Annotated in this window: 9 protein-coding genes; 4 read left to right on the forward strand and 5 right to left on the reverse strand. The window is 73.2% G+C overall.

Going from position 1 to position 14,459, the window contains the following annotated elements:
* Nucleotides 1-795: 795 nt before the first annotated feature.
* Nucleotides 796-990, forward strand: a complete 195-nt coding sequence (locus tag IPQ09_15090; GenBank protein MBL0195521.1) for a hypothetical protein — start codon at nucleotides 796-798, stop codon at nucleotides 988-990.
* A gap of 56 nt (nucleotides 991-1,046) precedes the next feature.
* Nucleotides 1,047-2,615, forward strand: coding sequence for a hypothetical protein (locus IPQ09_15095; GenBank protein MBL0195522.1), 1,569 nt, complete (start codon nucleotides 1,047-1,049; stop codon nucleotides 2,613-2,615).
* 119 nt (nucleotides 2,616-2,734) lie between these two features.
* On the opposite strand, the gene IPQ09_15100 is transcribed toward IPQ09_15095, so the two are convergent.
* Complete coding sequence (locus tag IPQ09_15100) at nucleotides 2,735-2,983, reverse strand: hypothetical protein (GenBank protein ID MBL0195523.1); 249 nt, start codon at nucleotides 2,981-2,983, stop codon at nucleotides 2,735-2,737.
* A 25-nt stretch (nucleotides 2,984-3,008) separates the two neighbouring features.
* Nucleotides 3,009-3,530: a hypothetical protein gene (locus tag IPQ09_15105; GenBank protein ID MBL0195524.1), complete on the reverse strand. Its 522-nt coding sequence runs from the start codon at nucleotides 3,528-3,530 to the stop codon at nucleotides 3,009-3,011.
* A 114-nt stretch (nucleotides 3,531-3,644) separates the two neighbouring features.
* Between IPQ09_15105 and IPQ09_15110 the strand changes: the two genes are divergently transcribed.
* Together IPQ09_15110 and IPQ09_15115 are read left to right on the forward strand one after the other, a co-directional pair.
* Nucleotides 3,645-5,723: a BamA/TamA family outer membrane protein gene (locus IPQ09_15110; protein ID MBL0195525.1), complete on the forward strand. Its 2,079-nt coding sequence runs from the start codon at nucleotides 3,645-3,647 to the stop codon at nucleotides 5,721-5,723.
* On the forward strand, nucleotides 5,723-10,315 hold the full coding sequence (locus IPQ09_15115; GenBank protein MBL0195526.1) for a translocation/assembly module TamB domain-containing protein: 4,593 nt from the start codon (nucleotides 5,723-5,725) through the stop codon (nucleotides 10,313-10,315). Before IPQ09_15110 ends, IPQ09_15115 begins: the two co-directional genes overlap by 1 nt.
* Nucleotides 10,316-10,346: 31 nt before the next feature.
* Here IPQ09_15115 and IPQ09_15120 read toward each other — a convergent pair whose 3' ends face one another.
* From IPQ09_15120 to IPQ09_15130, 3 genes are all read right to left on the reverse strand, one after another.
* Nucleotides 10,347-11,057: a transposase gene (locus IPQ09_15120; GenBank protein MBL0195527.1), complete on the reverse strand. Its 711-nt coding sequence runs from the start codon at nucleotides 11,055-11,057 to the stop codon at nucleotides 10,347-10,349.
* Between the two features lie 146 nt (nucleotides 11,058-11,203).
* Nucleotides 11,204-12,490: a TCR/Tet family MFS transporter gene (locus tag IPQ09_15125; GenBank protein MBL0195528.1), complete on the reverse strand. Its 1,287-nt coding sequence runs from the start codon at nucleotides 12,488-12,490 to the stop codon at nucleotides 11,204-11,206.
* 55 nt (nucleotides 12,491-12,545) lie between these two features.
* Nucleotides 12,546-14,381, reverse strand: a complete 1,836-nt coding sequence (locus tag IPQ09_15130; GenBank protein MBL0195529.1) for a PEGA domain-containing protein — start codon at nucleotides 14,379-14,381, stop codon at nucleotides 12,546-12,548.
* Nucleotides 14,382-14,459 lie beyond the last annotated feature (78 nt).

Genomic DNA, 14,459 nt, shown 5'->3' on the forward strand with positions numbered 1-14,459 from the left:
CCGCCGGCCCCGGGGCCGGGCGCCGGCGGGGGGGCCGGGGGGGGGGCGCCGCCGGGGCCCGGGCGGCCGGGGCGGGGGGCCGCCGCGGCCGCGCCGGCCGGGCCGGGCCGCGGCGGGCCCGGCCGGGCCCCCCCCCCCCCGGCGGCCCCGGGCGGCCGGGGCCCGGGGGGGGGCGGGGGGGGGGGGGGCGGGGCGCCTCCCCGCGGCGGCGGGGGCGGGGGGGGGGGGCGGGGCCGGCGCCGCCCCCCCCCCGGGGGGGGCGCGCGGGGCGGGGGGGGGGGGGGCGGCCGGGGCGGGGGGGCGGGGGGGGGGGGGGGGCGGGGGGGGGGGGGCCGGGGGCGGGCGGGGCCGGGGGGGGGGGCCGCCGGGGCGCCGGGGGGGGGGGGGGGGGGGGGCCGCGCGGGCCCCGGGGGGGCGCCCGGGCGGGCCCGGCCCCGGCCGGGGGGGGGGGGGCCCCCGCGGGGGGGGGGCGCCCCCCGGGGGGGCCGGCCCGGGGGGGGGGGCCCCCCCTCCCCGGGGGGGGGGGGGGGCTCCCGGGGGCGGGGGGCGGGGGGGCCCCCCGGGGGGGGGGGGGGGGGGGGGCGCCCCCCCCGGGGGGGGGGGGGGGGGGGGGGGGGCAGCCCCCCCCCGGGGGGGGGTTGGGGGGGGGGGGGGGGGGGGGGGGGGGCCCCCCCCCCCCCCCCCCCGCCCGCGGGGGGGGGGGGGGGCGGGGCACCCCCTCGCTCCTCGGCATGACACCGAAGACCGGACTTCTGATACGAACCACGACTCCAGGGGACTAGCCCCGCGAAGGTTGTGTGCGGAGTCTCGCCCGGTCCCGACGGCGTCGCCTTCGTCGGCGGCGTGCTCGCCGGCGCGAACAGCCCTACGCACGGAAACTACTCGTACCAGGACATCACCCTCAAGACGACCGGCGCCACGTCCATCACCGTCACCGGGCTCACGGGGGCAGGCTGGGGGCTCGCGGGCGCCTCGCACGACTGCGGGTGACGGCGGCGTCTTCTGGTCTCGACACGCCGCGAGCGCCCGCTGGATAATGCGCGCCCATGAAGCACGCCTCGTCCCCCCTGCTGTCGCTCAGCGTCGCTCTCGCGCTCTCCTCGGCGGTCGTCGTCTCCGCCTGCGGCGCGCCACCCGCGCCCGGGGGCGCCGGGAAGCTCGCCGACAAGACCTTCGCGGGGCAGAACCGCTGCAACCCTAAGAACCACGATCGTCCGTTCATCGTCGAGTGGGACGCGACCGACCAGTCGACCTTCCAGTCGTACGCCGCCAACGACATCGTCGTCGTGAAGTACGAGGGCTGCGAGATGAAGGTCCTCGACGGCTGCCGCAACGACGCGGTGAAGGGCGACGGCGGTTCGTACGCACCGGTGCAGTGGACGAGCGGCGGCGTCGAGATCCTCGACATCCACGACCAGACCGAGCTCTACGCCAAGCTGCCCCTTGGCGCGGCCACGCTGAGCGGCAAAGTCGAGAGCGGCGAGAAGCTGCACATGGAATATTACGTGAGTGGTACACGCACCGCCACGCGCGACTCGGTGTTCCGCAAGGACCTCGAGAAGAACCCGCGCTGCGCAGGCGCCACGCACTTCGTCTACGCGTACAACCTCGGCGCCTTCGCGATCGCCACGCAGTCGAACCTGAAGGGGGAGGTCCACGGCTCGTACCTCGGCTTCGGCGCGGGTGGCAGCAAGGCCAACGAGACCAAGACCGACAAGAAGGGCGGCGAGCTCTCCGCGTGCAAGGCGGACTCGGCCAAAGAGGTCGACTCGTGCAAGGTGCCCATTCGCCTCACGATGCGCGAGATTTCCCCGGGCGAGAGCCCCACGAAGGCCGCCGGCGTGGGGCCGGTGAGCGACCAGTCCCTGAACGCGGTGGGCGCTCTCCAGGCGACGAGCGACGCCGAGAAGAAGGCCGTCGCGCTCTTGCAGTCGGCGCAGTCCAAGAAGCAGTCGGGCGACGGCAAGGGCTGCCTCGCCGATCTCGACGCCCACGATGTCCAAGATCCACGCCCGGGCGGCCTCTCCACGGCCCCCGCGAGCGGCAAGAACGCCGGGCTGCGCGCCGAGTGCGTCATGCTCTCCGGGCAGTGCGAGGCGGGCAAGGTCGCGTTCCGCAAGGCGCTCGAGGCCACGAAGAGCGGGGAGATCGGGCCCGACCGCATGGACGCGATCGTGCAGGCCGAGGCCGGGCAGTGGTGCCGCGGTGCGAACATGGGCGACAAGGACAAGTTCGCGGCGGCGGGCCAGACGCTGACCGCGGGTGGCACGGGCACCCAGACGAAGAGCGTCGCCCAGTGCCAAGAAGCGTTCGACACCTGGATGCGGCTCCGCCCTCGCATGGACCCGAAGCCCAAGCTCGACGCCGTCACGGCCACGGCCGTCGGGTGCTTCGCCAAGGCGGGCGACTGCGGCGCCGCCTGGAGGGCCTACAGGGCCATCAACGACGCCAAGGAGCCCGGCCCCGAGCGGCGCGAGCCCGCGCGTGGGAAGCGGCCCGAGCGAGTGACCCACGGCCCGAGCCCCGACGGCTGGAAGGGCTACACCGAGGAGGAGACGCGGCGCGCGTTCGATGGTCTGAGCGAGAGCATGGGCCCGTCGTGCAAGGGCAAGTGAGCGGCGGTCTCCGGGTTGGACGCGCCTTGTTCGTAGAGACGCGGTGGCGCGCGCCGAGGCTCGGGCGGGCGCAGCGTCGAGAGACGTAGGGTAGGTTCATCCATCGGCCCGCGAAGCGGTCAGCCGAACAGCGCGCGCGCGCCCAGGTAGGCGACCAGGGCGATCGCGGCCGCGATCGCGCGCCGCTTGAGACCGGCGCGAAAGCCGAGCACGACGCCGATCGGAAGCACCGCGAGCGCGAGCACGCCCTCAAGTCGGCGGCCGGATCGCGCGAGGCCGACCGCGAGCGCGACCGCGAGCGTACACGTCGCCGCGAACGTCACGACGACGATCCCGAAGGCGAGAGGTGGAGGCACGAGCGCGCTCATTTCATGTGGCTCGCGGAGATCGCGCTCATCGCGCGCCGCCGTCACGCGGCAGGTCGCCTTCCCGGAGATCGCGGCCCACGTCTTCCTCTTCGCCGACATCGTTGAACACGGTCGTGCGTGAGGCCGGCGCCGTCGCGATGGGCGGAGGCTCGGGGAGCTCCCCGCCGCTCGCGTCGAGCCACTTGCCCGGCGCGAAGTAGAGCTGGGCGTCGGCCCCGCGCACCTCGGTCCACGGGGCGTACCGCGCACCTCGAGGCGGCACGACCCAGCGACCCCGGCGCCAACGCGCGCGCTTCCCCTGGAACGTCCACTCGCCGTCGAGCCACACCACGCCTTCGACGCGGGGACGGGTGGGGATGAGCTCCGTCTTGGCCGGAGGAGGAGGCGTCGTTATCGGCACGAGATCGGTCACCTGGTGCGTCACGAGCGTGGGTCGCGGCACGGCAGGCGCTCCGCACCCGACTGGCGCGAGCGCGAGCGTGGCGAGCGCGACGAGCGCCGGCGATCCGAGCCCGGCGCTGCCGAGGATGGTGCGGACCGAGGGCACGCGGCCATGCTACTCCACCCCAGGCGCGGAGCCGAGGTGCCCATTCCTTCATCGAGACCACGACTCGCCGACCGGAGCGCGAGAGCGTCGACGTCCTGGCGGGCCGGCTCTGGGGTGCTCTGGGCGCTGGTCGCGGTCTCAGGGATCCTGACTGGGATCCTGACGACGGGGTGCCACTCGATCCCGAAGGGCCGCTCGGCGATCTACAGCGTCGAGGTCAAGAACGTACGCGCGCGCGGGCCGAGCCCCGACATCGCCGAGATCGAAGAGAAGCTCGCCACCACGCCGAGCCCGAAGTTTCTCGGGCTATTTCGGGGAGTCGTCTACGAGTACACGACGTTCGAGCCGCAGACTCTGCAGAAGGATCTCGCGCGCGTTCAGGCCGCCTGTCGCGCACGGGGGTACTACGAGGCCCGCGTGCGCGCGGGGCGGGTCCACCAGACGACCGACAACCACGTTCGGGTCGAGATCCTCGTCGATCCGGGCGAGCCCGTGCGTGTCGCGAGCGCGCAGTTCGCTGGCATGGACGGCCTCCCGCTCGCCCTCCGCGCGAGCGCGCGGGTCGCTGCCGCCGAGGCCCTCGAGGAGGGCGCCCCGTTCGACGAGGCGGCGTACGACGCGGCGAAGGAGGCGCTGCGGAGGCGCCTGACCGACGAGGGGTACGCTTTCGCGACCGTCACCGCGCGCGCCGACGTCGACCTCCCGCGCCACCGGGCGTTCGTCCACTACGCGGTCGAGCATGGGACACCCCAAGCCCTCGGAGACGTTCGCGTCGTGGGCCTCGGGACCCTCCCGGAGGACCAGGTCCGCTACGCGCTGTCGCTCGAGCCCGGCGCGCCGTATTCGACGAAGGCGATCGAAGAGGCTCGGCAGGCCGTGCTCGAGCTCGGCGTCTTCGCGTCCGTCGAGATCCTCCCGGCGCTCGACGAGGGCCCGCGCGCCGACGGCCGGGTCCCCCTCGTCGTGAAGCTCGAGCCCTCCAGGCTACGCACCGTGCGCGTCGGCGGCGGAGTCGAGTTCGACGCCCTGAAGACCGCCCTCAGCGCGACGGCAGGCTGGGAGCACCGCAACTTCTACGGTGGGCTGCGGAAGTTCCACGTCGACCTCACGGTCGGGCTCGTCCTCTACCCGCTCCGCGTGAACAACATCGAAGCGCCGACCGACATTTTTCCCGAGGCTCGCCTCCGCTTCGATACCCGACAACCTGGCGTGTTCGGCGGCCGCATCGCAGGGTTCTTCCGACCGAGCGTCGAGGTCTATCCCGTGCTGATCGACCCGAACCCGCCGAAGGACGCGAACGTGCTCGGCTACGGCGAAGCGCGAGCGACCCTGGGCATCGAGCGGGTCTTCAAGCGCGTGTACGGCGCGCTCTCGCAGAACCTGCAAGTCGCCTATCCGTTCTCCTATCTCGGACCGGTCGATCCCACGCTGAGCCCCGTCGTCATCTCCTACCCCGAGCTCCAGGTTCAGCTCGATCTCCGCGATAGCCGCGTGAAGCCGCGCAAGGGCGTCTACGCGGCGGCGTCGTTCCAGGTCGCGGGGGTGGGCGGCGACGCGAGCGACGTGAAGATCCAGCCCGAGGTTCGCGGCTACGTCCCCGTGTCCAAGCGTGTCGTGCTCGCGGCGCGCGCGGGGCTCGGGTTCCTCGTCCCCTTCAACTATGGCAGCGCGGTGTTCGGAGACCCCGACGCCCTCGACGAGAAGTCGCGCACGCTCGACTACCAGCTCGTCTATTTTCGGGGACTCTTCGGCGGCGGGCCGAGCTCGAATCGAGGGTATGCCGCTCGCGGCATCAGCCCGTATGGCAACGTCGGCTTCTTGACTCCGGACTCGGCGAGGCTCCGCCAGGACTCGGACTGCCAGCCCGATTGTCGCGTCCCGACCGGCGGGTTTTCCCTCTGGGAGGCGTCCCTGGAGGTGCGAGTCGACGTCGTCGGGCCGCTCTCGGCCGCGACCTTCTGCGACGCCGGTGACGTGTCCCCGCAGCGAGGGAGCATTCGCCTCGCGCACCTCCACCTCTCGTGTGGACTGGGCGCTCGCTACCAGACACCGGTCGGCCCCATTCGCCTCGACGTGGGTTATCGGATTCCGGGGGCGCAGGTGATAGGCGGGCTCACTCCCGACGAGAAGGAGCCGAGCACGCTCGCAGGCGTCCCGATGGCGATCGCGCTCGGCGTGGGGGAGGCGTTCTGATGGCTCGACGGGCGCTGCGACGCGCGCTCGACGCGCTCGGCCTCTTCCTCGTCGCCTTGTTCACGCTCGCCGTGGGCGCGGTCGCCCACCTCGGGACCCGCCCAGGACTTCACACGATCACGTGGGCCGTTCACGCGGCCACCGGTGGCACGTTCAAGGGGACCCTCGAAGCGCGAGGGCTCGGGTCTATCGGTCTGCGAGGTGTCCGTGGCCTCGACGCCCGCGTCCGCTCTCCGAGCGGCGAGACCCTCGCCTGGGTGAGCGGCGTCGACGTGGACACCGACGTCCTCGGGCTCGTCGAGGGAGCCGTCTTCGGCGACCCGCCCACGCTCAGGGTCGACCGCCTCGCCATCGATCACGTCGCGCTCGACGTCTCCATGAAGGACGCCGGAGACGGCGAGAAGACCCTCGCGCTCGCCGACGCGTTCCTCCCGCGGACGCCCAAGCCAAAGTCGAACCCGGGTCCGACGCCCACCATCGAGCTGCGCAGCGTTCGCGTGCATCATGCATGGATATACGGGCAGGTGGCGGAGACCTTCGCCGCCGACGTGGAGGCCCACGGTCTCGACGCTTCGCTCAGATCCAGCGCCCAAGGTCTCGACCTCCGCGTCCACGACGTCCGGGTCGCGGCCCGAGAGGTCCTCCCCAAGACCGCGGTCGTGATCCGCGTGACGGCGCACGCGGCGCTCCCGGACGAAGGCGACGAGGACCTCGGCGCGGACCTCACGGGCGAGGTGGCGGGCGTCCCGTTCGTGATCGGAGGCGCGCTGCGAGGCGCCGCGTTCGAGGCGCACGTGGGGGTGCCGACGGCCGACGCCGCGAAGCTCACCGCGCTCGTGCCGGGGCTCTCTCTCCGCGGGCCGGTCTCGGTGGGGATCGAAGCGCGGGGTCAGCTCGGCGGAAGGGCGATCGCCTCCGCGCGGGCGCAGCTCGGCCCGGCCCTCGTCTCCGCCCGCGCGCGCGCGGATCTTGGGCCGGACTTCGTGGGCGACGCCGTATTCATGGCGGAGAACATCGACCTCACGGCGCTCTCCGCCGGCGCGCCGACGTCACGCCTCGGCGTTCGCGGTGAGGTGACTGCGCGCGCCCCGAGCGTCGGACCACCCTCGGCGGAGCTCTTCGCAGATCTCGCGCCGCGGTCCCACGTCGCGGGGCAGGGGCTGCCGCCCGTGCGGCTCGACGCAACGCTGGACGTCTCGGGGATCGCGACCGCGGACGTGGTCGCCGCGGAGCCGGGTGCACGCACGACGCTCCACGCGGAGCTGCCGACGCGCCCCACGGCCGGCCCCGTGACGTTCACGACCGACACAGCGCTCTCCCTCGCGGCGCTCCGACGCGCCGGAGCGCTCGGCCTGGGGGTGGGCACGTTGCGGACCCGCGGCACCTTGGACCTCGTGACGCTGGCCCTCCGCGCGCGCGCCGATCTCGCGGCGCGGTCGCTCGACGTGCGGGGGGTGCGCGCCTCGCGCGTGGACGTCGGGGTGGACGCGCGCGGCTCGGTCAAGGCGCCCGATCTGCACGTCACCCTGGGGGTGCAGGGGCTTCGGTTCGGCGCACGACACGCGCTGAGTCGCCTCGACGTCGAGAGTGACGTTGCCGTGAGTCGCTCGATTCACATGCGAAATACACGAATAGCGGGCAGGGGGTACGGCGAAGCGCTCTCCCTCTCGGCCCCCACCGCGCGCGTCGACGGGGCGGACTTCGACCTCGGTGGCGTCGAGCTCGCGGGGCTCGGGGGAAAGCTCTACGCCGAGGGCTCGCGACGGGGCTCCAAGATCGCCGCGCGGCTCCGGACCGAGGGAGAAGCGCTCGATCTCGCGCGGCTCGCGCGGCTCGTCGGCGAGCCCCGACTCGCCGGGCGGCTCTCGCTCGACGCAGACGTCACGCTCGACGGGGGAGAGGCGGAGGGCGACGTGCGCGTGACCCTCCGCGACGGGAGCGCGCCCGGTGTGCCTCATGCCCACGTCGCCCTCGAGTCTTCGCTCCACGCGCGCCGCGGTCGCGTGGCGATCGACGCCCAGCTCGGCGAGGTGGTCACGGTACGCAGCGTCGTTCAGGAGCTGACCCTCGACGGCCCGGCGCTCTCGAAGGCGGCCTGGCTGCGGGCCAGCGCCGACGGCGCTCTGTTCGCCGACCTCGATCTCGCGCGGCTCCACGAGGCCCTCCCTTCGGCCACGGAGGATCTCCCGGTCCGCTTGATGGGTGGCCGAGGGCGTGTGCAGGCGCGGTTCGTTCACGCGGCCGAGGGGCGACTCCCCTCGGTCAGCGCCGCGGTGTCGACGCGCGGACTCGCGCTCGGGCCGAAGCCCGCGGTCGGTGGCGCCGTGGCTGCGACCGCGTCGAGGGCTGCGCTGCGCGTCGACTTCGGGGCGGAGGCCATCGTCGATGGGGTCACGGGATTCGCCGCGATCTCCGGCCGACTCACCGACGCGCGGGGCCCCGTCGTCTGGCTGGACGGCCGGGGCCAGCTCCCCCTCGAGCTGCTCCTCGCCGGTGGGGAGACGAGCGATCTTCGGGCCGCGATGTTGGATCGAGCGTTCGGGTTCCATGTCGTCGTGCCGGAACGCAAGTTGTCGGCGTGGCCGGGGCTCGTGGACCTTGGTGGCACGACCGGGGCGGTCTCGCTCGACGTCTCGGTCGAGGGCACGCCGCGGGCTCCGCGCGGCAGGCTCGTGTTGGCGGGGCGGGAGCTCCGGGCGTTCGGCACCGGGCTCCCCTCCACCCTGGACGCGACGCTCCGGTACGACGGGGCGATCGCCGAGCTGGACGCGCGGCTCGCCGCCAAGGAGGGCGCGGCCCCGCCCGGGAGCGCGCACGTCAAGGCGCGCGCGGAGGTGGACGTCGCGCACCTCGCCGAGGGAAGGCCCGTCGCCGCGTTGCCCTGGAAGGCCGACGTCGCGACGGCGTTCGAGCGCTTCCCGCTCGCGACGCTCCCCACTCGGGGCGACGCGCGGCTCCGAGGCACGTTGGGCGGCACGGTCACCCTACGCGACCTGCACCGGGACGCGAAGCTCGACGTCGCGCTCGACGGGACGTCGCTCACCGTGTCGCGGGCGCCGATTCCGCACCTCGAGCTCCGCGCGAGCGCCGCGAACGGGACAGCGAAGGCCTCGCTCCGGGTCGACCAACCCGACGGCTTCGCCGAGGTCGTCGCGGGCGCCGGGCTCGCGTGGGGGGCCGCCCTCGCCCCGAAGCTCGACGCCAAGCACCCGCTCGACGCGCGCCTCAGCGCGAGGGGGTTTCGTGCAGCGGCGCTCGCGCCGTTCACCGCTCACAGCCTCGCGGACCTAGACGGGCGCGTCGACGCCGACGCGCACGTTCGAGCAGGCGGAGGCGGCGAAGACGTCGTCGCCGAAGGCACGGTGATCGCCCGGGACTTCTCCTTCGTCGTCGCCGCGATGGGCCAGGAGTACCGAGACGTTGGCGCGCGAGTGACCTTTTCGCCGGGCGGCGTGGTTCGCGTCGACGACATTCACGCGAGCGACGGAGTGGGCAAGATCGGAGGGTCGGCGGTCGCGCGCCTCGACGCTCGTGGGTTCGTTGGGGCGAACGTCGCGCTGCGCATTCCGGAGTCTTCGCCGATCGACCTGACGCTGGAGGGCCGAACGCTCGGCGACGCGTACGGCGATATCCGAGTGGGCGTACGGAACCTGCGAGCGACCAAGACCCTGGACGTGGCCGTCGACATCCCGAGCTTTCACCTGAAGCTGCTCGAGTCGGCGGGCAAGCAGGTGCAGGACCTCAAGGCCCGGACCGACGTGCGGGTGGGGGTGGCGCGTGACCGTGCGCTCGTGCCGATCGCGCTCGCCAAGTCGAAGGTCGAGCCGGACGTCCCGGCGGGAGACGACTCGGTGGTCCACGTGGCCGTGAATCTCGGCAGTGACGTGGTCCTTCGCCGCGGGACCGCGATCTCCGTGCAGCTCACCGGAGCCCCCAAGATTGGCGTCGTGAGGGGGCGGACGGATGTGTCGGGGCAAATCTCCCTCACGGGCGGGAAGATCGACCTGAGCGGGCGAAAGTTCCTGGTGGAGAGCGGGACGATCACCTTCGGTCAGGACGCGACGAACCCCGTCGTGATCGCGACGGCGTCGTGGACCGCGGCGGACAAGAGCCGCGTGTTCGCCGACTTCGTAGGTCCCGTGAAGACCGGGAAGCTCACGCTGCGCTCCGAGCCGGCGCGAACGCAGAGCGAGATCTTGACCCTCCTCGCGTTCGGCTCGGTCGACGGCCCCTCGGACGTCTCGAGCGGGGCCGGCAAGTCCCCGGGGAGAGGGACGCAGCTCGCTACCACCGTCGGTGGCGGAGCGCTCACTCAGGGCTTCGACGCCGCGCTCGACGACGTGATCGGCGTGCAGACCCAGACCCGCATCGACTCGACCAACGCGAACAACCCGCGCCCCGAGCTGGAGGTCCAGGTCTCGCGAGACGTCTCGATCCGGTTTGCGTACGTGCTCGGCACTCCGCCCCCGAGCGCGCCCGACAAGAGCCTTGGCACCGTCATTCTTCACGTCGCGCCGAACTGGTCATTGTCCACGACCGTGGGCGACAAGGGAAAGGCGACGGTCGATACCGTATGGCAATACCGCTATTGAGGAGTCCAAGAGCTCGAACGGTCCGCGCGCGTCAGCGCTCGCGCGCTCGGGAGGATGGCGCGCTCTCCGAGGCGACGCCCTCGTCGGTCTCTTCGGGCTGGAGGTCGCCGTGGGGTGTCGCCGGCGCGGACCTGGCGTGCCGCGCGGTCAGGCCGCCCGTGGCGAGCCGTACGCGCCGGATGTCCCGGGTCGACTGGACGAGCTCCGCGAGCTCATCGTCGGTCAGCTCCTCTTCGCGCGCGAGCATCGAGACCGCGCGCCGGTACGTGCGCCGGAGCTCACCCCGCTCGTCGAGGGCGGCCGCGTCGGCACGATCGCTGAGCGTACGTAGCCAGAGCCACGCGGCCCCAGCGACGACGAGCGTGAGCGCAGAGAAGAAGAAGGCGAGCACGACGTGCGACGCCTTGAACGTGTCGGCCCCCGCCAGGACGCGGGCGCAGAACGCGCCGATCGCGAGGGGCGCCACGACGGCCGTGGCGAGGAGCGCTCGCCGTCGCGTCCTGGCCCGGCGGGTCCACTCCGCGTAGCTCCGGTGAACGTGGGAGAGTGAGCCGTCGGGATCGCTCCCGAACATCCGCGCGACCCGGGGCGGGAGGCGGATGCCGCCGCAGTCTCGGCACGTCCAGCGGAACTCGCCCCCCGCGGTGGCGGGGGAGACCGACGCGCAGTGTGGACACTGGTGCTCCTGCCCCCACACGGCGCCGCACGCCTCGCACTCGGCGGCGCCGTGCGTGGCGGGCATCGCGCAGCGTGGGCATGACGTCGTGGGCGCCCGGTAGAGACTCACTGACCGTTCACTCTAGCGCCATTGGCCGGGGCGAACAGCCGCCGGCGGGGCCGAGAACGCTTGCCTGCTTCGACAGTCGGCGGGACCGCGGCCGTCGAGCGTCAGGGCGTGGCGGGCTTGATCGCACGACGCTCGGGCGACGCCGCGAACATTCGGAGCGCGAGGGCCAACCCGAGCACGTTCAGCGCCGCGGCGGCGAAGAAGGGCGCGCCTGGCACGTGCGGCGACGCGTCGTGCGGACCGAAGCGCGCGATGAGCCCGGTGCCCACGAGGGGACCCAAGATCGACATGAGGCTCTGGACGCTCGCGAGCGACCCCTGGAGCTCGCCCTGCTCGTCCTCGCCCACGGCGCGGGTGAGGAGCGCCTGCATCGAGGGGCCGGCGATCCCGCCCAGCGCAAAGAGCCCAATCAGCGCGTACGCGAGCCACCCGCGATCGGCGAGACCTAGCGCGACGAAGCCCAGCGCGCCGATCGAGAGCCCCGCGGTCACGAGCTGCCGCTCGGTGAAGCGGCGCATGAGCACCCTCACCAGGCCGCCCTGCACTACGGCCATGGAGAGGCCCACGAGCCCGAGCGACAGCCCGACCTGCTTGGTGGACCATCCGTACCGCGCCCCGCCGGAGAGCGCCCACACCGACTGCAGGATCGACTGGGCCATGAAGCCGCACGCGACCGTGCCGGCCAGGCCGCGGAGCGCGGGGGTGCGCACGAGGGCGGCCATCGAGCCGAGCGGGTTCGAGCGCCGGAGCGAGAAAGGGCGCCGCGAGGCGGGGCGCAGCGTCTCGGGGAGCACGGCGAGCCCAAACAGGAAGTTGCCGAGGTTCAGCGCGGCGGCGACCGCGTAGGGCAGGCGCAGGCTCACGCCGCCGAGCGCGCCACCGATGACGGGTCCCACGACGAAGCCCAGGCCGAACGCGGCGCCCGCCATGCCGAAGCTCTGCGCGCGTCGGTCGGGCGGTGTCGTGTCGGCGATCGAGGCGGTGGCGGCCGAGAAGCTCGCGCCGGTGATGCCTGCGATCACGCGCCCCACATAGAGCCAGGAGAGCGAGGGTGCGAAGGCGCTGAGCAGGTAGCTCGCGGCCGCGCCGAGCAGCGAGGGCAGGAGCACGGTGCGTCGGCCGAAGCGATCGCTCAGGCCGCCGAGCACCGGCGAGAACCCGAGCTGCATCGCGGAGTAGAGCGCCATGAGCACGCCGAACCTGTGCGATGCGCTGGCCAGGCCGCCGCCCGAGAGCTCCGCGACCAAGCGAGGGCCGACGGGAATGATCAGACCTATGCCGAGAGCGTCGAGGAAGAGCGTAAGCAGGATGAAGCTCGTCGTGGCCCCAGAGGCAGCGCGTCCCTTCGAGTCTACGGTGGCGAGCGGCCCTGCGGGCGCGTCGCTCACGACGAGCTCACGCCGCGGGCTCGCGCGGTCCGCGCGCCTCGCGCACGATGGGGGCTCACGGGCCGAACGTGAGCCCGAGGTAGACGCCCAAGTACACCTGCGGGCCCGAGGCCAGCGCGTAGCTCGGCGTCGTGAGGCCAACGCCCGGGGCCAGCTGTCGGTTCAGATCGGGGGGCGAGCGGGGCACCTGGTCGCCGAAGAGCTTCGCGCTCGGGCTCTCGGCGAGCATCATCAGGCCGAGGGGGATCGACAGGCGCTCGGTCAGCCGGAGCGCGACCGAACCGTCGAGGTTGAGCACGGGGGAGAGCGAGCCCGCGCCGTCGGTCGCGTAGGCGTCGCGGAGCGGATCGGGGCCGGTGGTGTCGCGCGCGAGGAACGACACGCGGTAGGAGGCGCCGACGCCGACGGCGAAGCTGCCGCGAAGCTTCTGGGTCTGGAAGGAGAGCCGCGTGCGCCCAAGCAGGAACCCGCCGGCGCGCCCGATGAAGAAGTCCTCCGTGCGCGCAGGATCGGGGCCAAAGCCGCCGCCGACGCCGAGGTTTGACGGACCGTAGGTGACCGTGGCGCGCTGCTGATCGTACGAGCCGCCGAGGAGCAGCTCGAGCCCGACCGGATCCCAATGGTGCCCGGCGAAGAAGAAGAGCCCACCCCCTATCCCTGCGCCCCCGCCCGTGCATCCGGTGATGCCCTGTGACTTGTTCTTGCAGCTCTGCTGCACGTCGCTGCCGTTGCCGGCCGGCAACATGACGCCCATGACGCCGAAGCCGCCGTAGAAGCCCTCGAGCTTGCGGGGACCCTTGTCGTCACCTCCGGTCTTCACCACCGACGAGAGCGTGAGCACGACGGTGCGCGACGAGGTCTCCTTCTCGGCGAGCACCACCTCCTCTTCGAACCGCTGGTACCCCTCGCGGGTGATCACGAGCTTGTGGGTGCCGGCGGGCAGCTCGCCCGTGTACATGCCCTCACCCACCTCGACGCCGTCGATCGTGATCTTCGCCGTGGGGCTGCCGTCGACCGTGACCTTGAAGCGCGCCGCGGTGGACGCCGCGCGGACCTCCACGTCGCGGCGCGAGCCCTTCTCGATCTGCACCTTCTCGGTCGGCGACTTCAGCCGGTCGCCTTTGGCGGCGACCTCGTGGGGGCCCGCCGCGACGTCGCCCTCCCACGGGGCCGGGCCCATGTCGATGCCGTCGACGAAGACGTGGACCGTTCTGCCCTCGGCCTCGTGGACGCGGAGCGTGCCCTTCTCGGAGATGGCCACGAGCTTGGCGACCACGGTCGCGCCCGCGTTCGCGGCGATCTGCACGGTGCTCGTGAAGGGCGTGAACCCCGCCTTGCGCACCTCGACCTTGTGCTCGCCGACGCCGAAGCGCGGCGAGCGCGCGAGCGGCAGGGCGCCGCGCGAGGCGCCGTCGACCACGACCTCGGCGCCAGCCTCGGACTCCACGGTCAGCGTGCCGGTCTTCTCGCCAAGCTCCTTGAGGCGCGCTTCCACCTTGGTCCGGTGGTCCTTCTTGAGCTTCGAGACGTGGGCGCGGATGAGCTGCTCGTACGCGTCGTACGCGGCCGGTGCGTCGCCCTTCGAGTAGAGGGCGTTGGCGAGCCCGTCGAGGGCCGCGAGCGAGGGATCGGCCGCCTTCGCCGCGGAGTACGCGGTGATGGCGGCGGGCCAGTCCTTCGCGCGGGTGGCCTTGTCGCCGGCTGCGAGGGCGGCCATCGATTCTTTCGTCACGCCCTGCGCGAGCGCCTGACCGGGGGCGAGCGCGCCGAGCGCGACGGCCGCGACGGCCACCCTTGCGAGCCAGCCGAAGCGCCCGAGGCGGCGCGTGCGCGCGCACCCGACGACGTTCTCGGACCGTTCCAGGCGGGGCTCGAAAGAGGCAGGCTTCACGCCTTCACCCTACCGACGCCCCCCGCGCATGGGAAGGTTAAAGCCGAGCCGCGTCGTCTCCGGCCTCACCCGACCGGC

It is taken from the genome of Myxococcales bacterium, from assembly GCA_016720545.1.
GTDB lineage: Bacteria > Myxococcota_A > Polyangia > Polyangiales > Polyangiaceae > JAAFHV01.